This is a genomic window from Sphingobium sp. Leaf26, assembly GCF_001421665.1.
Classification (GTDB): domain Bacteria; phylum Pseudomonadota; class Alphaproteobacteria; order Sphingomonadales; family Sphingomonadaceae; genus Sphingobium.
In genome coordinates, this window is sequence record NZ_LMKV01000017.1 from 16,095 (window position 1) to 35,377 (window position 19,283).

The following is a 19,283-nucleotide window of genomic DNA, read 5'->3' on the forward strand; positions in this document are numbered from 1 at the left end:
AGGCTCAGCCCGAACGGTTCAAGAGAAAACGATGCCATCCATCAATTTACGGGCGGTGCGCAGCATGGCTGCGCTGGTGACCGTCCCGTCGTCATCCAGTTCCATCACGCAGGTCGTTTCGCCGGTGGGATGTTCGACCGGCAGCGTCTTGCGGTTGCCGGCCGGGACCGACGCGACTTCAGCCGCCGGCGATCCTTCGATCAGGCAGGCCGTCGCGACGCTGACTGCACCGAGCACGCCGATTGAGGCATGGGCGCGATGCGGGATGAAACTGCGCACCGTGACCGCGCCGCCATCGCGGGGCGGGGCGACCAGCATCATCTTGGGCACGGACTTGTCCGTAACGTCGCCCAGGTTCATCCGCTCGCCCACAGCCAGGCGGATGGCCTCAACGCGGGCCTTCAAGGCGGTGTCATTGTCCAGCGTATCGCGGTCCTCATAGCCGGTGACGCCGACGTCCTGCGCCTTCATCACGACGCAAGGCATGCCATTGTCGATCAGGGTGACGCGCACGCCATCGACTTCATCAAAGGCGTTGCCGGTGGGCAGCAGCGCACCGCAGGACGAACCGGCGGTATCGCGAAACTCCAACGGGATCGGCGCGGCGCTGCCGGGGACGCCGTCGATCTTCGCGTCGCCGTCATAGCGGACGGTGCCGCCGGGCGTCCGCACCGTGGCCATGGCGATCTGCCCGGTATTTTCCATGAAGATCACCACGCGGGTTTCGTTATCCTGCGCGGCGACCAGCCCGCGCTCAATGGCGAACGGACCGATACCGGCGAGGATGTTACCGCAATTCTGTGCGTCGGTGACGACCGCCTTGTCGACGAAGACCTGGAGGAAGAGGTAATCGACATCGACGCCTTCGCGGGTCGATTTCTTCACCACGGCGACCTTGCTGGTCAGCGGATCGGCACCGCCCATGCCGTCAATCTGGCGCGGATCGGGCGAACCCATGACGCGCAGGAGGAAAGCGTCCCGCGCGGCTATGTCGGCGGGCAGGTCTTCGGCAAGGAAATAGCCGCCCTTCGACGTGCCGCCCCGCATCCACATGACGCGCGCTGAATTGGACGTTGCCATAATTTTACTCCGTTCGGGCTGAGCCTGTCGAAGCCCAGCCCTTTCTCAAAAGAAGTACAGCCCTTCGACAGGCTCAGGGCGAACGGGAATATTTGGCCAGGGCTTCAAATATATTTCAGGCCCATTTCTTCCAGGCGCGGGCGCATATTGTAGATGTCGAGGCCGAGTTCGCCAGCGGCCAGACGAACGCGCTTGGCTTCTTCGGCGGCTTCGCGCGCCTGTGCCTTTTTCAGGACAGAATTGGCGTCGGCGCGGGGTACTATGCACACGCCGTCATCGTCGGCGATGATGACATCGCCCGGATTGACCAGCGCATTGGCGCAGATGACGGGTATGTTGACGCTGCCCAGCGTATTCTTGACCGTGCCCTGTGCATGAACGGCCTTAGACCAGACAGGGAAGTTCATTTGCGTCAGGTCGCGCACGTCACGCACGCCCGCGTCGATGATGAGGCCACGGCAACCGCGCGCCTGCGCCGAGGTGGCGAGCAGGTCGCCGAAATAGCCGTCGGTGCAGGGGCTGGTGGGAGCGAGCAGGAGGATGTCGCCTTCCTGCAACTGCTCGATCGCGACATGGACCATCCAGTTGTCGCCGGGTGCGGCGGAGATGGTAACGGCGCTGCCGGCGATGCGGGCGCCGCTGTAGATAGGGCGCATATAGGGTGCGAGCAGGCCGGTGCGGCCCTGCGCTTCATGCACGGTGGCGACGCCTGCCTTGGCCAGGCCGTCGATGACGGAGAGTTCCGCCCGCTGGATATTCTGGACGACGACGTTGGACATGGACCGGTTCCTTCTCCCAAGATGGACAGCGACATGGACAGTTGCGGCGCGATGCTCAAATCCGAACTGGCGCACTGCCATTAAATTTTGATAATCATCAAATATGAAACCCGATCAGTTCAATATCCGTCACCTTGCTGCCATGGCCGCCGTTGTCGATCAGGGCAGTGTCAGCCTGGCGGCGCGATCGGTCAATCTGACCCAGCCGGCGGTGACGCAGGGTATCGCCAAGCTGGAAGCGCAACTGGGCGTACGGCTGTTCGACCGGCAGCCCGGCGGGATGGCTGCGCTGGAGGCGGCGCAGCGGCTGAAACCCCGGATCGACGTGGCGCTGCGGCTGATTGGCAGCAATCGCGTGACGGCGGCGCAGGTACGGGCGTTCGTGGCACTGGCGCGGGCAGGCAGCTATGCGGCGGCGGCGGCGGCGACCGGGGTGGCGGAACCGTCGCTTCACCGGGCGGTGGGCGATCTGGGGCTAGCGGTCGGGAGCCGGCTTGTCGACCGGCGGGGCAGGGGGGTGACGCTGACCAAGCCCGGTTTGGCGCTGGCGCAGCGGTTGCGGCTCGCGCTGGCGGAATTGCGGCAGGGGTTGGCGGATCTGGCTGACCTGAAGGGGGAAGAGGGCGGCCGCATTTTGGTGGGCGCGATGCCGCTGTCGCGTGCGCGCTTGCTGCCCGATGCGATCATGCGGTTCCGGGCCGATTTCCCACAGGTCGACATCAGCGTTTCGGAAGGATCGCATGCCGAACTGGTGGGGCCATTGCGGGACGGCGAAATCGACATGATGATTGGCGCGCTGCGCGATCCGGCCATGGCGCTGGATCTGGAGCAGCGCGCCCTGTTCGAGGATCGGCCGACCATATTGGCGCGACATGGTCATCCGTTGGCGGCTGGCTGGAATGCCGATGCGCTGCGCCGCTTCCCTTGGATTTTGCCGCCAGAAGGCACGCCGCTGCGCCAATTGTGGAAGGCGATGTTCGATGAGTTGGGTGGCGATGTCCCCGCCGTTCCGATCGAATGTGGATCGGTGATGACGATCCGGCAATTGCTGGTGAGCGGGGATTATCTGACCCTGCTTTCCTATGACCAACTGGCGCTGGAACTGGAGGCAGGATTGTTGACGGATATCGGTCCGGCACCCGGCGCCATCAGCCGGACCATTGGCCTGACCACGCGCCCAGACTGGCGGCCGACCCGGTTGCAGGAACAATTCATGGCATCGGTAGAGGCCTCTGCTGTAGAGATGACTTCGTAAATTCTTATGATGTCGTGTCGGATTCGATTGGCGACGTCTGGCGCGATACGTCATCCATCAGGGCCATGGAGCAGGAAGTTGGTCTGATCGGATTTGGCGAAGCGGGGTCCACCTTTGCACTGGCAGGGGACTGGGCCGAGGCCGTCCATGTGTTCGATGCGAAGACGGACGATGCCGCCACCCGCGATCAGATGCTGGCCTGTTGTGCCGAGGCGGGCGTTTCCGTGGCCGGCACGTTGACGGACGCTATTGATGGCGTGGGGCTGGTGCTGTCATTGGTGACGGCGGATCAGGCCCTGGCCGTTGCGGAAGCCGCAGCGCGACTGATCGCGCCCGGAACGCTCTATTGTGATCTCAACAGCGTCGCGCCGCAGACCAAGCAGGCGGCGGCGCTGGCGATCGAAGCGGTGGGCGGCCATTATATCGATGTCGCGGTGATGGCGCCGGTCGATCCGGCGCGGCTCAATGTGCCTCTGCTGATCAGCGGTGGGCGTGCGAATGATGCCGAGGCGCGATTGCAGGCGCTGGGCTTTGCCAAGACCCGCATAGTCGGAGAAGCGGTCGGTCGGGCCTCCTCGATCAAGATGATCCGGTCGGTCATGGTGAAAGGCATCGAGGCGCTGACCGCCGAATGCGTGTTGGCCGCCAGCGAGGCCGACGTGCTGGGCGAGGTGCTGGCCTCACTGGATGCGAGCGAGAAGGCGAAGCCCTGGAATGCGCGGGCGGACTATAATCTCGACCGAATGCTGGTGCATGGTTTGCGCCGCGCCGCCGAGATGGAGGAAGTGGTCAAGACGCTGGAGGGCCTGGGCACTGGCGCGGCGATGACGCGCGGAACGGTGGAGCGGCAGCGTGCAATCGGTACGTTGGGCGTGAAGGTGTCGCCGGAAGGACTGGGCGCGAAGATCGGTGCGATTGCGCGGGGGTGAATGAGTTTTGTGGCGGGCGTCATGCGCCATCGCCTGAGGCCCCGGCATTTTCCGGGGTGACGCAATAAGGTTGGAGATAAAAGCGGATGAGCCTGATTATCGATTGCCACGGTCATTATACCGTGCTGCCCAAGGGGCATGACGCCTGGCGCGAAGAGCAGAAGGCTGCGTTTAAAGCGGGCGTGCCTGCGCCGGCCTATCCTGAAATCAGCGACGCCGAGATACGCGAGACGATCGAGGCGAACCAGTTGCGTCTGATCAAGGAACGTGGCGCGGACCTCACCATCTTTTCGCCGCGCGCATCGGCGATGGCGCCGCATGTCGGCGACGAAGCGACGGCCAAGGAGTGGGCGATCCGCTGCAACGATTTGATCGCGCGGGTCGTGGGGCTGTTCCCCGAAACCTTCGTCGGCGTGTGCATGTTGCCCCAGTCGCCCAAGGCCGACATGACGAACAGCATCGCGGAGCTGGAGCGTTGCGTCACCGAGCTGGGCTTTATCGGCTGCAACCTCAATCCCGATCCGGGCGGCGGGCATTTCACGCATCCGCCGCTGACCGACAAATATTGGTATCCCTTCTACGAGAAGATGGTCGAACTGGATGTGCCGGCGATGATCCATGTGTCGGGTAGCTGCAATCCGGCGATGCACGCGACGGGCGGCTATTATATCGCGGCCGATACCATCGCGTTCATGCAGTTGCTGGAAGGCGACCTGTTCAAGGACTTCCCGACGTTGCGCTTCATCATCCCGCATGGCGGCGGTGCGGTGCCCTACCATTGGGGGCGCTATCGCGGCCTGGCCGACATGCTCAAGAAGCCCGACCTGTCGACGCATCTGATGAACAACATCTTCTTCGACACCTGCGTCTATCACCAGCCGGGCGTGGACCTGCTGGCCGACGTGATCGAGAACAAGAATATCCTGTTCGGATCGGAAATGGTCGGGGCAGTGCGCGGTATCGACCCGACCACCGGCTTCTATTTCGACGACACCAAACGCTATGTCGATGCGTTGGAAATCAGTGATGAAGAGCGCGCTGCGATCTTCGCGAGCAATGCCCGTCGCGTTTTCCCGCGCCTCGACGCCAAATTGAAGGAGAGGGGACTATGATAACAGAAGATCCCAAGCATCAGGATATTCACGAATATCTGGCCGAGATGGAGGATATTCCGGGCACCCGCGTCTTCACCGCCAAGCGCGCCCGGCAGGGCTATCATATGAACCAGTTCGCGATGAGCCTGATGAAGGACGAGAATCGCGCGCGGTTCAAGGCCGATGAGCGCGCTTATATGGACGAATGGCCGCTGACCGACGATCAGAAGGAAGCGATGCTGGCGCGCGATTATAATCGCTGCCTCGATTTGGGCGGCAACGTCTATTTTCTCGCGAAACTGTTTTCGACCGACGGCATTCCCTTTGCAGAGGCGGTCAGCACCATGACCGACATGGCGTTCCCCGAATATCGGGAAATGATGATGCGGGGCGGGCGTTCGCCGGAGGGTGTGCGGTCGATCAAGGCCAATGAAGCGGCGGCCGCCGCCAAGAAAGAGGATCGCTGACATGGCGCGGATTACTGCTGGCGTGGCGTCGAGCCATGTGCCGCTGCTGGGTGTGGCGTCGGACTTCAACAAGGATCGGGACGATTATTTCGGGCCGATCTTTGCCGGTTACGATTGGACCCGCGAATGGGAGAAGGCCGAAAAGCCCGATGTCATCATCCTGGTCTATAACGATCACGCCTCCGCCTTCGACATGAAGATCATCCCGACCTTCGCGATCGGCTGTGGCGAGCGTTACAAGTCGGCCGACGAGGGATGGGGGCCGCGCGCGGTGCCGGACGTGGAGGGGCATCCCGACCTCGCCTGGCACATGGCGCAGAGCCTCGTGCTGGACGAGTTCGACATGACCATCATCAACGAGATGGACGTCGATCATGGCCTGACCGTGCCGCTTTCCATGATGTTCGGCAAGCCCGACGCCTGGCCTTGCAAGGTCGTGCCGCTGGCTGTCAACGTCGTCACCTATCCGCCGCCGTCGGGCAACCGCTGCTGGGCGCTGGGTGAAGCCGTGCGCAAGGCGGTCGAAAGCTATCCTGAGGATCTGAACGTCCAGATCTGGGGTACGGGCGGCATGAGCCACCAGTTGCAGGGGCCGCGCGCGGGCCTGATCAACAAGGAATGGGACAATCGCTTCCTGGACGGATTGGTCGGCGACAGCGACCATCTGCGCCGGATTCCGCATATCGAATATCTCCGCGAGACCGGCAGCGAAGGCATCGAGATGGTGATGTGGCTGGTGATGCGCGGGGCGCTGGGCAAGAAGACCCGCGCGCTGCATCGCCATTATCATGTGCCCTGCTCCAACACCGCGATCGGCCATATGGTGCTGCGCCCTGATAATGGCGAAGGGCTGGATATGACCGGGAGCGACGTGACGGCGATCGCGGCTGAGTAGACCAACTTGAAGCCCCTCCCTTTCAAGGGAGGGGTTGGGGTGGGTCGCTAGCGCAGCGAGCGTCTAGCCTTATCCCACATAGATCAACAGCGATTGCCGATGCAATCGCACCCACCCCTCAGCCCCGCCCTTGAAAGGGAGGGGAGTTAAGATACGGAGTTTTTCATGCGTATTGCCCTGGCAGGTGCCGGCGCCTTTGGCGAAAAGCATCTTGATGGCCTCAAGAATATCGACGGCGTGACCGTCACTTCGATCATCGGCCGCGAACTGGACGCGACCAAGAAGGTCGCGGAAAAATATGGCATCGGTCATGCCACCACTGACTTGAATGAAACGCTGGCACGCGATGATGTGGACGCGGTAATCCTGTGTACGCCGACGCAGATGCACGCGGCGCAGGCGATCGCCTGTATGGATGCGGGCAAGCATGTCGAAGTCGAGATTCCGCTGGCGGACAGTTGGAAGGATGCGCAGGCCGTGCTGGCCAAGCAGAAGGAAACAGGCCTCGTCTGCATGGTCGGCCATACCCGCCGCTTCAACCCGTCACACCAGTTCGTGCACAACCGTATCCAGGCGGGTGAATTCAACGTCCAGCAGATGGACGTGCAGACCTATTTCTTCCGTCGCAAGAATATCAACGCCAAGGGCGAACCGCGTAGCTGGACCGATCATCTGCTGTGGCACCATGCCGCGCATACGATCGACCTGTTCGCCTATCAGGCGGGCAAGATCGTGTCGGCGCACGCCATGCAGGGGCCGATTCACCCGGACCTTGGCATCGCGATGGACATGTCGATCCAGTTGAAGAGCGAGACGGGCGCGATCTGCACCCTGTCGCTGTCGTTCAATAATGACGGGCCGCTCGGCACCTTCTTCCGCTATATTGGCGATACCGACACCTATATCGCGCGCTACGACGATCTGGTGAATGGCAAGGAAGAGGCGATCGACGTGAGCCAGGTCGCTGTATCGATGAACGGCATCGAGTTGCAGGACCGCGAGTTCATCAGCGCCATCCGCGAAGGCCGCGATCCCAATTCGAGCGTTGCCAAGGTGTTCGATTGTTATCGCGTGCTGGGTGAACTGGAAACGCAACTCGGCTAAGCTGGCAATCCCTTCGGGGTCGCAGGAAGGGCGTGGCGGATCTATCCGCTGCGCCCTTTCCGTTTTCTAGGTGGTCAGCAGCGGATACGCCATGCGCAGATCATCAAGCAGGGTTTCGATCAGCGCAATGTCCTGAAAGCTGCCGGTCGGGGTCGCGTTCCAGTTGCAATGGGGATGGGTGGCGGGGCTGTAGAGGCGCAGCGGGCCGATCGCCTTGCGCCAGTGATGCTTGCTCTTGCCATGGTCGCGCAGCAGCCGGGCCACCAGCAGGTCGATGAGCTTGTCCGCCGTCATGGGCGGACATGTAGAGCGGTGGCGGATGGCGTCAACCGTCGCGCGCTGCACGCCAGGCGCGAGGCGGCTGGCCGACATGGCGGGTGAAGAAGCGCGAGAAATAGGCGGGGTCTTCAAAGCCGACCGCGTAGGCGACCTCTGCCACTGACAGTTGCGAATAGAGGAGCAGGCGGCGCGCCTCCAGCAAGGCCCGGTCGTCGAGCATCTGGGCCGGAGAAGTGCCCGCCACATGGGCGCAAGCCTGGCGCAAGGCAGTGAGGCTGGTGCCGAGCGCGCGGGCTTGGTCCGACACGGCCTCGCGCTGGCGAAAACGCTGTTCGATCCGTTCGCGCAGGCGCGCGACCAGAGCAGCCTGCCGCGCGGTGCCGGGCTGTGCCGCCTGGGTCAGGGGAGCATGGCGCAGCGCGAGCACCATCAGCGAGAGCAGCGCGGATTCGACGGCGGCGCGCTGGCCGGGACCGGACCAGCCCAGTTCCTGCACCATGCGCATGATGATGTTTTGCGCGGCGTCGCCTTCGGCGAGGGCCAGGGGGACTGCCTGGGGATTGGCGAAAAGCGGAGCGAGATCCGCATCGCGCGCAATCAGGTGGCGCAGATAGGAATCGGCGATGGTGGTGACATGGCCGCTGGATTCGCTGTGCCAGCTGAAGCCATGGACGATGCCGGCCGGGATCAGCAGCAGGCAGGGCGCGTCGAAGCTGACCTGCGCCGCCTCCGCCTGCATCGCGCCTCCGCCTTCGCCGATCAGGATGATATGGTTGAGGTCGCGATGAACATGCGGGCGGATCGTCCATTCACTGGGGCGGGACCGATCATCGAGGCTTTCGACATGGACGAAGCCTTCCGCCACGCTACGCTGCGGTTCGCCATAGAGATAGAAGCTGGGGACAGGTGCAGTCGACATGATGGATTGTCCATTGATGCGCCTGTTCCTCTGGGGCTGCAAGCTATCAGATGGGGCGTTGGCGCAGTCCTGCCAGCAGCGCCGCACCGACCAGCGAGCCCAGCGCCATCACCAGCGCGACCAGCGGCAAGCCGAAGTCGAGCGTGAACAGAAAGCCTGCGAGGATCGGGCCGAGCGCCGCGCCGCCACGGCCGATGCCGATGACGATGCCAGTCCCGCCGGCGCGCACGGCGGTGGGGAAGGACTGGGCGACCAGCGCGTAGAGGCCGACCACCGCGCCGTTGGTGAAGAAGCCGGCGCAGGCGGCGACGAGGCTGAGGCCGGCCAGCGTCGTCTGCCCCTGTCCGAAGACGGTGACCATGACGGTCGAGGCGACCATCGCGCCCATGACGAGGCCGCGCACCGGCATCCGCCAGCTGAGCGCGCCGAGCAGCAGCGAGCCGATGAGGCCTCCGACATTGGCCCAGACCAGTACGCCGCCCGCCGCCGATGGTGCGAAGCCCATGTCGACGACGATCTTGGGCACCCATTTCAGGATGAAGTAGAAGGTCATGATGTGGAAGAAATAGGCGAGCGTGAGCAAGATGGTGGTGTGGGCAAGGCCCGGCGCGAATAGCGTGGCGAAGGAGGGTTTCGATGCGCTGCTGTCAACAGGGGGTAGCGCGCTGGTCGGGGCATGGTTCATGCGAGCAAGCAGGCGGTTGATCCGCACCAGCGCACCTTCGGGACGTTTTTGCAGCAGGAAGCCAATCGATTCGGGCAGCAGCCACAGCGACACGGGCAGGAAGATGGCGGTGACGATGCCGCCGAACAGGAATATGTCGCGCCAGCCGCCCGACACCAGCAATTGCGAAGCGACCGACCCGCCCAGGATCGCGCCGACCGGATAGCCGGCCGCCATGATCGCGACGGCCAGGCTGCGGGCGCGGGCGTTGGACAGTTCGGCGACCATGGCGTTGGTGCAGGCGAGCATCCCGCCGATGCCAAGACCAGTGACAAGGCGGACGGTGGAAAGCGACAGCACATCCCAGGCTTGGGTCGCGGCAGCCATGCCTGCTGCCATGACGACCAGACAGCCCAATATGGTAGGTCGGCGACCTATGCGGTCGGCAAGGTTGCCGAGCAGCACCGATCCCACCGCCATGCCGATCAGTTCCATCGAGAGGACGAGGCCAAGCGCGGCGCGATCGATCCCCCATTCCTTCGCAATGCCGGGCGAGGCGAAGCTGATCGCCAGCACGTCGAACCCGTCAAGCGCGTTCAGCAATATGCACAGGATGATCGCCGCGATCTGGAGCCGGCCCATGGGGGCTTCATCCAACTGCCGCCTGATGTCGGTCATCCCTGCTCCTGTCCTTAAAATCTTATCTTGTGGGTGTCAGCCAACCGAGAAAATGTCCAGCGCGACATGATCCTTGTAGCGCGCGGCGGTACACAGAAACACGGTGCGACCGAGCCAGCCATGGGGGCTGTCGCCCGCCACCTCAAAACGGGGGGTGGTGCGGAAATAATAGAGGGCGGGATCGACAACCTCGCCCGCAGTGATGCGGGCCAGTACCGGCGCGGGGCCATGGCGATAACCGGGGTTGACGATGGAGATGAGCGTGCCGTCGCTGGCCTCGATCGTGTAGCGGGCGAGGATGTCGGCGGTACCGTCCGCGCGGATCGATTGCCAGTCGGCGCCGCCGGGCAGTATCCTGCCGGTAAGGCGCGGGCCATCGACGCTGCCGCCGGTGATGGGGATCACCCTTTTGCGCACGCCATCGACCATACCCAGTTCCTGCGGCACGCCGATCATTACGCGCAGGCGCATGGCGAGGGTCAGCGGCGGTACGGCGAGCGTGTCGGCTGCGGTGGCCTGGCTCGCGACGCCGGCGATCGTCAGGGCAGGCATGGCCTTTAACAGGCTGCGGCGGTGCATGTCGTGGTCCATAACCTCTCCATTATCTGCGACCGGATCATGATGATGTCCGATGTTCGGCGATAGCGGCCGGGCCGTTCACGGATGGCGGCCCGGCCAAAGGTCAGGCGGACTGCTTCGACTTGTCGTACGCGCCGAGGCCCGGCTTGTACGTCTTGTCATCGATGAACTGCTTGATGCCTTCCTTGCGGCCGTCATTGTCGAAGCTGTTGGCCGATTCCTGCGCGCGGATCAGATAATCTTCTGCATTGTCATAGGTCATTTCGCGGACGCGGCGGATGGCATCCTTGGTCGCCTTCAACGCTACGGGATTCTTGGTCAGCAGTTTCTGCGCGACGTCGGAAACGCGGGCCTTGAGCTGGTCGAGCGGGAGCGCCTCGTTGACGAAGCCCCACTCGGCAGCCTTACGACCATCCACATTTTCGCCCATCAGCGAATGATACATGGCGTTGCGGAAATTGGTGAGTTCGGTCGCGACCTTGGCTGCGCCGCCGCCGGGCAGGATGCCCCAGTTGATTTCCGACAGGCCGAACTGCGCCTCTTCCGCCGCGAAGGCGAGATCGCAGGCGAAGAGCGGGCCATAGCCACCGCCGAAGCACCAGCCATTGACCATCGCGATCGTAGGCTTCTGATACCAGCGCAGGCGGCGCCACCAGCCATAGCTTTCGCGCTGGGCGCCGCGCGTGCCGGCCAGGCCCTGGGATTCGGTTTCACGGAAATATTCCTTAAGGTCCATGCCGGCCGACCAGGCACTGCCTTCGCCGGTCAGGACGAGCACGCCGACATCGGTGCGATATTCCAGCTCATCCAGCACGCGCATCATCTGGCGGTTGAGACGCGGCGACATGCAGTTGCGCTTGTCCGGGCGGTTGAAGCTGACCCAGGCGACGCCGTCTTCGACGGTGTAGGCGACGGTTTCGAGTTCAGTCTGGTCGACGCCGTCGACATGCAGGATGTTGGTCATGGCTATATGTCCTTTTGATCCGTTGGCCCTCAACCTGTCGAAGGGCGCGTTTTGCAAAGATGAGGAGAGGGCTTCGGCAGGCTCAGCCCGAACGGAATTGGGAAATGCGAGCAATCAGATCGGGTAGTGGCCGGGTTCGGTTTCCATCGTGATCCAGCGCAGTTCGGTGAAGCTGTCGATGCCGGCCCGGCCGCCGAATTTGCCGTAGCCCGACGCTTTGGTGCCGCCGAAGGGCATTTGCGCTTCGTCATGCACGGTCGGGCCGTTGATGTGGCAGATGCCCGACTGGATGCGGCGTGCGACCTTGAGACCACGCGCGGTGTCGCGGGTGAAGACCGAGGCGGACAGGCCATAGTCGGTATCGTTGGCGAGATCGATCGCATGGGTTTCATCGCGGGCGCGGATGATGCCGACCACGGGGCCGAAGCTTTCGTCGCGGAACAGCTTCATGTCCTGGGTGACGCCGTCGATGACATGGGCGGGCATGAGGACGCCGGCCGCATCGCCACCGTTTAACTGCGTTGCGCCCGATGTCAGCGCGTCTGCGATCAGCGACTGGACATGAACGACAGCCTTTGTGTCGACCACGGCGCCGAGCGGGGTCTTGCCCTCGCGCGGATCGCCCACGGCCATGGTCGCGACCTTGGCCTGGAATTTCTCCGCAAAGGCATCGGCCACGGCTTCGACCACGATGATCCGTTCGGTCGACATGCAGATCTGACCCTGATTCATGAAAGCGCCGAAGGCGGCGGCTTTCACGGCTTCGTCCAGGTCGGCATCCTCCAGCACGATCAGCGGCGCCTTGCCGCCCAGTTCGAGCAGCACGGGCTTGAGATGTTCAGCGCAGCGTTTCGCGATGATCTTGCCCACGGCGGTAGAGCCGGTGAAGTTGACGCGGCGCACGGCCACATGGTCGATCATCGCGCCGACCACGTCTGCGGCATCCTGCGGCGCGTTGGTGATGAGGTTCACGATGCCGCCGCCAAGCCCGGCTTCGATGAACGCCTGGACGATCAGGCCATGGGTCCGGGGGCATTGTTCCGATGCCTTGAGCACGACCGTATTGCCGCAGGCGAGCGGCACGGCAATGGCGCGTGTCGCAAGGATGATAGGGGCGTTCCAAGGGGCCATCGACAGCACGACGCCGGCCGGCTCACGGATCGCCATGGCGATGCAGCCGGGCTTGTCGGACGGGATGACCTCTCCGCCGATCTGGGTGGTGAGGCTGGCGGCTTCGCGCACCATGGAGCTGGATAGCATCAGGTTGAAGCGTGCCCAGCCTTCGGTTGCGCCAATCTCTTCCATCATCGCGTCGACAAAGTCGGCGGCCTTTGCGTCCAGTGCATCGGCGGCCTTCATCAGCGCGGCGCGGCGGGCATTGGGGCCAAGGGCCGACCAGCCGGGGAAGGCGACCTGCGCCGCGTCCACGGCGGCAATGGCATCATCGACACTGGCGGCCGAAGCGACGGTGGATACGGCGCCCGTCACCGGATTGGCGCGTTCGAATGTGGCAGCCGTGGCGCGCGATTCGCCGCCGATCAGCAGAGAGATTTCCGATACAGGCATATCCTGGCTCCTAGTTATTGTTATGAAACATAGCAATCTTGATTGTTCTGAGCAATAACATTATTGCCGGCTTCATGGACAAGCCTGCCCCCTCTGCCGACCGCCTGACCGATCCGGTGGCACTGCGCCTGGGCTATATGCTGCGGCGGGCGTCGGCCGCTATGATGGCCGGGCTGGGCATCGCGCTGGCGGAGATTGGGCTGCGACCGGTCGAGGGTACGATCCTGATTCTGGTCGGCGCCAATCCGGGCTGTATCCAAAGCGATGTCGGGCGGATGCTGGGCATCAAGCGCGCCAATATGGTGCCGCTGGTCGCGGCGCTGGCGGGGCGAGGGCTGGTGGATAAATCGCCGGTCGATGGACGGAGCCTGGCGCTGTCGCTGACACCGGCGGGTGAACTGCTGCGTATGCAGGTCGACGCCATCATGGATGCGCATGAAACGCGGTTCGAACGGTTGCTGGCCGGCAGGGACATTGCCCTGCTGCGAGAGGCGCTGCGCCTGATCGCCGAGGAAGGTGAAGCGGGGGCGGAGTGAACCGCCGGCAGGGCCAGGCGTTACCCATCCACTCTTGGCTTGTGCCGGCCCATGTGGGAAAGGCGCATGAAGGGTCGTGCCAACAGGAACCGGACGAACAGATGACTCCATTGCCGATCGACAAGATGACGAGAACTGCCCGCTGTGCTGCGGGTGCGCTCGCTTTGGCGATGCTGGCGCCGGCGTCTCTGGGCGCGGCCGAGCCGGCGCCGTTCGAAATGCCAGGGCCTGCGCTGGACATATTGGTGATGCGCGGCGACCAGAGCCTGCCGATCGCGCAGGTGCCCAGCCTGTCCGAAGGCGATCGACTGTCGGTCGAGGCAGATTTGCCGAGCGATCAGGGCGCGCGATTCATTCTGGTGTCGGCCTTCCTGCGTGGCGCGACCAATCCGCCGCCAAAGGATTGGGTGCAATTCGCCGAGACATGGAAGAAGAAGGACAAAGACAAGGCGCTGGTCCTGACCGTGCCCAAGGGCGCGCGCCAGATGGTGCTGTTTCTGGTGCCCGATACCGGCGGGGCGGAAGGCGTATTGTCCGACGCGGTGCGGGGCAAGCCGGGGGAATTCGTCCGCGCGACGCAGGATCTCAACCAGGCGTCGCTCGACCGGTCGCGGCTGGACGCTTTCATGATGGCGATCAAGGCGCAGGAAAACAGCCATCCCGAATATCTGCGCAGCGTGGCGCCGACGCTGGCGCGCAGCCTGTCGATGAAGCTGAACGAAGATTGCCTGTCCAAGGTGGTCGAGATGCAGGCGGCCTGCCTGCTCGATAATCGGGAAACGCTGGTGTTGTCCGATGTCCACAGCAGTTCGCTGGCCGAGACGCTGACCGGGGCACCTACCGATCTGGCGCTGCAACTGGCCGCGACGCGCGAGGCAGGCTATGGCTTCTACAGCCCCTATATCGGAGTGGTGCGCGATATCGCGAAGATATTCGGCGCGTTCAGCAGCCCGCAATTCGACTATCTGCCGACGCTGAGCGTGCGCAAGCCGGAGGGCATATCGTTGCTGCTGAATGCCGCGCCGTCCTTCCAGAAACCAAAGTCGGTGATGGTCGTGGCCATGCCTGCGATCGAGGCGGACAGCCCTCCGCGCCTGCGCCGCGTCGGCGATGCGCCGGTCTGTGTCGCCCGCGCCGGCACGGTGCTGCCGGTGGAAGGGGCGCCGCTGATCTTTTCCACCACCTATGCCCGCGACGTGAAGCTGTCACTGAAGGCGGCATCGGGCGAGACCGTGGAGGTGCCGGTGGAAGCGCGCGCCGACCGGGGCGGCTATGTGCTGACGGGTGCTGGCTTGCCGCCCGCCTTCAAGGGCAGCGTCGAAGGGCATCTCTACGGACGCTGGGGCTTTGATCGGTTCGAGGGGCCGGACTTCATGTTGCAGATGCCCGATGGCGGGGCCTGGTCTGTCGAAGGTGACACGGCTGCCTTGGTCGTTGGCCGTGACAATGGACTGGTGCTGAAGGGCGGAGCGCCCGCCTGTGTCGAAAGCGTGATGATGCGGCAAGGCGATGGCGCACCCAGGCCGGTCGAATGGAAGGTGCAGGGGCGCGATGCGCTGGCGTTGACGGTGCCGCTGGCGGACCGGAAGCCCGGCGCGCTGAGCATCGAGGTCAAATATCAGGGCGTGGCACAGCCCGCGGCGGTGGCAGTGCGCAGCTATGCGCAGGCGAGCCGGCTGGATGGGCTGGTGATCCACGCGGGGGACAAAGCGGCGCTGCTGTCCGGGCAGCGACTGGATCAGGTGGAAAGCGTGGATGTTAGCGGCCTGATGTTGCGGCCGGATGGACTGACCCGCGACGGATCGGTCGATCGGTTGCGGCTGGTGGCACAGGGCGATAGCGGTGCAGGTGATGCCGGCAGCGAAGCGACGGCGCGGATCAGGTTGCGCGACGGGCGCACCGTCAACCTGGCCGTGACGGTGGTAGCGGCGCGGCCGCAAGTCGGCTTGCTCAGCAAGGATATCAGCCTGGGGCAACCGCCTGCCAACGGCAAGGCGCTGGGACTGAATGGGGATAATTTGCTGCCTGACAATGGTCAGTTGGTGTTTTCCATACGTGCCGGCGAAGATACGAAGCTCAGCGCCAGCGATGCGATAGAGGTGGCGCCGAGGGATGAGGACGTCGCGCCAATCCGGCTGACCGCTGGCAATGGCCTCAGGCTGGAAAGCCCCAAGGTGATCGTGGCGACACTGAATCCCAAGATGATGGCGCCATCCCTGTTCGGGCCGCTGCGTTTCCGCCTGCTGCGCGGCGCCGAGGTCAGCGACTGGCAACCCTTGGTAACGCTGGCACGGTTGCCGCAGATCGAGGCGGTAGCCTGCGAGGAGAAGGCGACGGGATGCACCATCAAAGGGCGCGACCTGTTTCTGATTGATGCGGTGGGCACAACGCCGACGCTCGACCAGGCGGCGCAGGTTGCGCAGGGCTATACCGGTTCGGCCCTCAAGGCACCTGCGACGCGGGATGGCAAACTCTATCTGCGCCTGCGGGACGCGCCCGACAGCGTGGTGACGGTGCCGGCGGTTTGATCGGGATCAGGCCAGTTCGATGCAGCTGTTCGACAACTGTCCGGGCAGCGGGTGCGTCTGCGCTTCGACATGATGCCTATCAGTTGGTCGTTCCGGTAGGGGCACCGGACGCAGGCCACCCTGACCGACTCTGACCATCGCGAGCGGGGGCGGGACATGCCACCGCCGCCGCCGATCACTGTTTATGCCGACACGGACCATCCCTCCCAGGTGGCGGTGCCGGTGGTCCCGGCTGGCGTCCGCTGATCCAATCTTCCTAATCTTTCGACCGGATGATGCTGAATCATCCAGCCTGATGGTGGGGACTTTGATCGGCAAGATCATGCTGTCGCCATATTTGCGTCGATCATGATGGTACGCAGCAGTTGAATCGTCCAATTATTCGGTCGCCCGCGACATGGGCGACCGGGCAGTGATGCGGCATCATCCTCGGCAAATGTCCATGATGTGGAGAGGATTGCCATGAAAACCCAGGTCGCCATTGTCGGTGCTGGCCCCGCCGGCCTGATGCTCGGTCATTTGCTGCGAGCCGAGGGGGTTGAAGTCGTCATCGTCGAGCGGGCCTCCCCCGACTATGTGCTGGGCCGCATCCGGGCCGGTGTGCTGGAGCGCACTACCACCGATTTGATGGACCGGCTTGGGCTGGGCGCGCGCATGCAGGCGGAAGGGCTGCCCCATGACGGCTTCCATCTGGCCGACGGCGAACGGCTGATCCGCATCAATATCGCCGAACTGACCGGGCATCAGGTGATGGTCTATGGCCAGACCGAGGTGACCCGCGACCTGATGGATGCGGCGCCGGATCGCGGCTTGCAGATTATATATGACGCTGCGGATGTTGCGCTGCATGATGTCGATGGCGATGCCCCCTATCTCACATACAGCAAGGATGGCGCGACCCATCGGATCGACGCGCAGTTCCTGTGCGGCTGCGATGGTTTCCACGGCCCGTCGCGCAAGGCGATCCCCGTCTCGGTCGCGACCGCCTATGAGAAAGTCTATCCCTTCGGCTGGCTCGGCATCCTGGCCGATGTGCCGCCCTGCAATCATGAACTGATCTACGCCAATCATGAACGCGGCTTTGCGCTGGCGTCGATGCGGTCGGAAACGCGCAGCCGCTATTATATCCAGGTGCCGCTGGACGAGAAGATCGAGGAGTGGCCGGACGATCGGTTGTGGGATGAACTGGCGACCCGGCTAGGGCCGGAGGCGGCGGCCCATATTACCCGTGGTCCTGCACTGGAAAAATCGATCGCGCCGCTCCGCAGCTTCGTGTTCGAACCGATGCGCCATGGCCGGTTGATGCTGGCCGGCGATAGTGCCCATATCGTGCCGCCGACTGGCGCCAAGGGGTTGAACCTGGCCATGTCGGACGTGCATTATCTGTCGCAGGCGCTGATCGCCTATCTCAAACATCATGACAGCGACGCGGTGGCCGGCTATTCGGACAAGGCGCTGGCCCGCGTCTGGAAATCCGAACGCTTCTCATGGCAATTGACGAAGCTGATGCACCGCTTCCCCGATAGCGATGCGTTCGATCGCCGGATGCAGGTCGCCGACCTCGACTATATCGCTTCCTCGGTCGCGGCGCAGACGACGATCGCGGAGAATTATGTAGGATTGCCCCTTTAGAGATGACCAGCCTTCCCACCCGCACCATCGGCCCCTTCACCGTTTCGGCCATCGGCCTTGGCTGCATGAATCTGTCCCATGCCTATTTGCCGCGTCCCGATGCGGCAGAGGCGGAGCGGTTGCTGCGCCATGCACTGGATGCGGGTGTGACCTTGTTCGATACCGCGGCGCTTTATGGCTTCGGCGCGAACGAGGAACTGCTGGGCCGCACGCTGATGGATCGCCGGGCGGACTTCACCCTGGCAAGCAAATGCGTTCTGGCGGAGATTGATGGCAATCGCGGGCTGGACGGATCACCCAAGGCGATCGAACGGGTGCTCGAGGATTCGCTGCGGCGGCTGCAGGTCGATCATATCGACCTCTATTATCTGCATCGGCTGGACCCCAATGTGCCGATCGAAGACTCTGTCGGCACGCTGGCGCGTGCGAAGGACGCCGGGAAGATCGGTGCGATCGGCCTGTCGGAAATGTCGGCGGCAACATTGCGCCGTGCCCATGCGGTGCATCCGATTGCTGCGATGCAGACCGAATATTCGCCCTGGGTTCGCAATGCGGAAGTCGCGGTGCTGGATGCCTGTGCGGAACTGGGAGCGGCGTTTATTGCCTTCTCACCGCTCGGCCGTGGGCTGCTGGCCGGTAATCCCAACGCCGTGAACCTGTTGCCGGGCGATATTCGGAGTGCGATGCCCCGGTTCCAGTCGCCACATCTGGAGGTCAATCTGCGACTGGTCGACCAGTTGAAGGCATTGGCGGGCGAGGCTGGGTGCACGGCGGCACAGCTCTGCCTCGCCTGGCTGTTGGCAAAGGGCGATCATGTCGTTCCCATTCCCGGCACGACCAGTATCGCCCATCTGGACGAAGATCTGGAGACGCTGGCGCGCGACTGGCCGGCCGAGCTGATCGCGGCGGTGGACATGCTCTTTGGTTTCGATGCGCCGTCGGGACCGCGTTATCCCCGCGCTGCCCAACGGCAGATCGATACCGAAATGTGGGAGGGCGAGCCGCTGGCGTGAATCCGGCAGGCTGATTCTCTTGTCGTTTCAAAGGTTTGATTCGGCGATTTGCGGTGAAAATGGATCGAAAGCGGGGACGCGGCGGGTTTACCCCTCCGCGTCCCCGCTTTTTTCGGATGCCGTGAAGGCGGCGGGAATGCGAGGTTTTCAGCCTTTCGGCCGCCTGTTTCCCGATCGCTGCAACAAAAATGCAAAAAGGGTTTGACGGTTTGTGAGTGTCGATCTAGAGGGCATTTCACCGGACGGGACGGTGCCACTGCGGCGCTGGACTGGATGGTCGCCAACATAGACGGACACTGTTCCCCCGGACGCAAGGAAGGGG

Annotated in this window: 18 protein-coding genes; 10 read left to right on the plus strand and 8 right to left on the minus strand. The window is 63.6% G+C overall.

Annotation, left to right across the window (positions count from 1 at the left end; all coding sequences use genetic code 11):
• Positions 1-18: 18 nt before the first annotated feature.
• On the minus strand, positions 19-1,080 hold the full coding sequence (locus ASE85_RS13355) for a 4-oxalomesaconate tautomerase (protein ID WP_056689194.1): 1,062 nt from the start codon (positions 1,078-1,080) through the stop codon (positions 19-21).
• Between the two features lie 104 nt (positions 1,081-1,184).
• Positions 1,185-1,859, minus strand: a complete 675-nt coding sequence (gene ligK, locus ASE85_RS13360) for a 4-carboxy-4-hydroxy-2-oxoadipate aldolase/oxaloacetate decarboxylase (RefSeq protein WP_056689196.1) — start codon at positions 1,857-1,859, stop codon at positions 1,185-1,187.
• Positions 1,860-1,962: 103 nt separating this feature from the next.
• Here ligK and ASE85_RS13365 point away from each other — a divergent pair, with 103 nt between their 5' ends.
• From ASE85_RS13365 to ASE85_RS13390, 6 genes are all read left to right on the plus strand, one after another.
• The gene (locus ASE85_RS13365) at positions 1,963-3,114 is read left to right on the plus strand and encodes a LysR family transcriptional regulator (protein ID WP_056689199.1); all 1,152 of its coding nucleotides are present in this window, start codon (positions 1,963-1,965) and stop codon (positions 3,112-3,114) included.
• A 65-nt stretch (positions 3,115-3,179) separates the two neighbouring features.
• The gene (locus ASE85_RS13370) at positions 3,180-4,043 is read left to right on the plus strand and encodes an NAD(P)-dependent oxidoreductase (protein ID WP_056689246.1); all 864 of its coding nucleotides are present in this window, start codon (positions 3,180-3,182) and stop codon (positions 4,041-4,043) included.
• A gap of 86 nt (positions 4,044-4,129) precedes the next feature.
• Entirely contained in the window at positions 4,130-5,155 is a 1,026-nt protein-coding gene (locus ASE85_RS13375; protein ID WP_056689202.1) for an amidohydrolase family protein, read from the plus strand.
• Positions 5,152-5,604 carry a protocatechuate 4,5-dioxygenase subunit alpha gene (ligA, locus tag ASE85_RS13380; protein WP_056689205.1) on the plus strand — a complete coding sequence of 151 codons (453 nt, stop codon included), beginning with the start codon at positions 5,152-5,154 and terminating at the stop codon, positions 5,602-5,604. The genes ASE85_RS13375 and ligA overlap by 4 nt, the downstream gene beginning before the upstream one ends.
• 1 nt (position 5,605) lies before the next feature.
• Positions 5,606-6,499 (plus strand): class III extradiol dioxygenase subunit beta, encoded by an 894-nt coding sequence (locus ASE85_RS13385; protein WP_056689207.1) that lies wholly within the window; start codon positions 5,606-5,608, stop codon positions 6,497-6,499.
• 165 nt (positions 6,500-6,664) lie between these two features.
• Complete coding sequence (locus ASE85_RS13390) at positions 6,665-7,603, plus strand: Gfo/Idh/MocA family oxidoreductase (protein ID WP_056689210.1); 939 nt, start codon at positions 6,665-6,667, stop codon at positions 7,601-7,603.
• Positions 7,604-7,669: 66 nt separating this feature from the next.
• On the opposite strand, the gene ASE85_RS13395 is transcribed toward ASE85_RS13390, so the two are convergent.
• The 6 genes from ASE85_RS13395 to ASE85_RS13420 all read right to left on the minus strand — a co-directional run bounded on the left by ASE85_RS13395 (position 7,670) and on the right by ASE85_RS13420 (position 13,252).
• Positions 7,670-7,897: a hypothetical protein gene (locus ASE85_RS13395; RefSeq protein WP_056689213.1), complete on the minus strand. Its 228-nt coding sequence runs from the start codon at positions 7,895-7,897 to the stop codon at positions 7,670-7,672.
• A 31-nt stretch (positions 7,898-7,928) separates the two neighbouring features.
• On the minus strand, positions 7,929-8,801 hold the full coding sequence (locus ASE85_RS13400; RefSeq protein ID WP_056689217.1) for a helix-turn-helix domain-containing protein: 873 nt from the start codon (positions 8,799-8,801) through the stop codon (positions 7,929-7,931).
• A 46-nt stretch (positions 8,802-8,847) separates the two neighbouring features.
• On the minus strand, positions 8,848-10,143 hold the full coding sequence (locus ASE85_RS13405; RefSeq protein WP_056689220.1) for an MFS transporter: 1,296 nt from the start codon (positions 10,141-10,143) through the stop codon (positions 8,848-8,850).
• 36 nt (positions 10,144-10,179) lie between these two features.
• A complete protein-coding gene (locus ASE85_RS13410; protein WP_056689222.1) occupies positions 10,180-10,734 on the minus strand; it encodes a DUF3237 domain-containing protein in 555 nt (184 codons plus the stop codon).
• Positions 10,735-10,825: 91 nt separating this feature from the next.
• Entirely contained in the window at positions 10,826-11,686 is an 861-nt protein-coding gene (locus tag ASE85_RS13415) for a p-hydroxycinnamoyl CoA hydratase/lyase (protein ID WP_056689225.1), read from the minus strand.
• 114 nt (positions 11,687-11,800) lie between these two features.
• Complete coding sequence (locus tag ASE85_RS13420; RefSeq protein ID WP_056689227.1) at positions 11,801-13,252, minus strand: aldehyde dehydrogenase; 1,452 nt, start codon at positions 13,250-13,252, stop codon at positions 11,801-11,803.
• Positions 13,253-13,326: 74 nt separating this feature from the next.
• On the opposite strand from ASE85_RS13420, the gene ASE85_RS13425 reads away from it, so the two are divergent.
• From ASE85_RS13425 to ASE85_RS13440, 4 genes are all read left to right on the plus strand, one after another.
• Positions 13,327-13,788 carry a MarR family winged helix-turn-helix transcriptional regulator gene (locus tag ASE85_RS13425; protein WP_056689250.1) on the plus strand — a complete coding sequence of 154 codons (462 nt, stop codon included), beginning with the start codon at positions 13,327-13,329 and terminating at the stop codon, positions 13,786-13,788.
• Positions 13,789-13,889: 101 nt separating this feature from the next.
• The gene (locus tag ASE85_RS13430; RefSeq protein ID WP_443018526.1) at positions 13,890-16,316 is read left to right on the plus strand and encodes a hypothetical protein; all 2,427 of its coding nucleotides are present in this window, start codon (positions 13,890-13,892) and stop codon (positions 16,314-16,316) included.
• A 462-nt stretch (positions 16,317-16,778) separates the two neighbouring features.
• A complete protein-coding gene (gene pobA / locus ASE85_RS13435; RefSeq protein WP_056689229.1) occupies positions 16,779-17,948 on the plus strand; it encodes a 4-hydroxybenzoate 3-monooxygenase in 1,170 nt (389 codons plus the stop codon).
• Between the two features lie 2 nt (positions 17,949-17,950).
• On the plus strand, positions 17,951-18,961 hold the full coding sequence (locus tag ASE85_RS13440; RefSeq protein WP_056689233.1) for an aldo/keto reductase: 1,011 nt from the start codon (positions 17,951-17,953) through the stop codon (positions 18,959-18,961).
• Positions 18,962-19,283 lie beyond the last annotated feature (322 nt).

What these genes read in the sequence shown, in the direction of transcription:
- ASE85_RS13425 (WP_056689250.1), top strand. Translation starts at nt 13,327, where the DNA reads ATGGACAAGCCTGCCCCCTCTGCCGACCGCCTGACCGATCCGGTGGCA.
- ASE85_RS13375 (WP_056689202.1), top strand. Translation starts at nt 4,130, where the DNA reads ATGAGCCTGATTATCGATTGCCACGGTCATTATACCGTGCTGCCCAAG.
- ligA (WP_056689205.1), top strand. Translation starts at nt 5,152, where the DNA reads ATGATAACAGAAGATCCCAAGCATCAGGATATTCACGAATATCTGGCC.
- ASE85_RS13440 (WP_056689233.1), top strand. Translation starts at nt 17,951, where the DNA reads ATGACCAGCCTTCCCACCCGCACCATCGGCCCCTTCACCGTTTCGGCC.
- ASE85_RS13430 (WP_443018526.1), top strand. Translation starts at nt 13,890, where the DNA reads ATGACTCCATTGCCGATCGACAAGATGACGAGAACTGCCCGCTGTGCT.
- ASE85_RS13415 (WP_056689225.1), bottom strand. Translation starts at nt 11,686, where the DNA reads ATGACCAACATCCTGCATGTCGACGGCGTCGACCAGACTGAACTCGAA.
- ASE85_RS13370 (WP_056689246.1), top strand. Translation starts at nt 3,180, where the DNA reads ATGGAGCAGGAAGTTGGTCTGATCGGATTTGGCGAAGCGGGGTCCACC.
- ASE85_RS13405 (WP_056689220.1), bottom strand. Translation starts at nt 10,143, where the DNA reads ATGACCGACATCAGGCGGCAGTTGGATGAAGCCCCCATGGGCCGGCTC.
- ASE85_RS13410 (WP_056689222.1), bottom strand. Translation starts at nt 10,734, where the DNA reads ATGGACCACGACATGCACCGCCGCAGCCTGTTAAAGGCCATGCCTGCC.
- ASE85_RS13385 (WP_056689207.1), top strand. Translation starts at nt 5,606, where the DNA reads ATGGCGCGGATTACTGCTGGCGTGGCGTCGAGCCATGTGCCGCTGCTG.
- ligK (WP_056689196.1), bottom strand. Translation starts at nt 1,859, where the DNA reads ATGTCCAACGTCGTCGTCCAGAATATCCAGCGGGCGGAACTCTCCGTC.
- ASE85_RS13420 (WP_056689227.1), bottom strand. Translation starts at nt 13,252, where the DNA reads ATGCCTGTATCGGAAATCTCTCTGCTGATCGGCGGCGAATCGCGCGCC.
- ASE85_RS13400 (WP_056689217.1), bottom strand. Translation starts at nt 8,801, where the DNA reads ATGTCGACTGCACCTGTCCCCAGCTTCTATCTCTATGGCGAACCGCAG.
- ASE85_RS13355 (WP_056689194.1), bottom strand. Translation starts at nt 1,080, where the DNA reads ATGGCAACGTCCAATTCAGCGCGCGTCATGTGGATGCGGGGCGGCACG.
- ASE85_RS13395 (WP_056689213.1), bottom strand. Translation starts at nt 7,897, where the DNA reads ATGACGGCGGACAAGCTCATCGACCTGCTGGTGGCCCGGCTGCTGCGC.
- ASE85_RS13365 (WP_056689199.1), top strand. Translation starts at nt 1,963, where the DNA reads ATGAAACCCGATCAGTTCAATATCCGTCACCTTGCTGCCATGGCCGCC.
- pobA (WP_056689229.1), top strand. Translation starts at nt 16,779, where the DNA reads ATGAAAACCCAGGTCGCCATTGTCGGTGCTGGCCCCGCCGGCCTGATG.
- ASE85_RS13390 (WP_056689210.1), top strand. Translation starts at nt 6,665, where the DNA reads ATGCGTATTGCCCTGGCAGGTGCCGGCGCCTTTGGCGAAAAGCATCTT.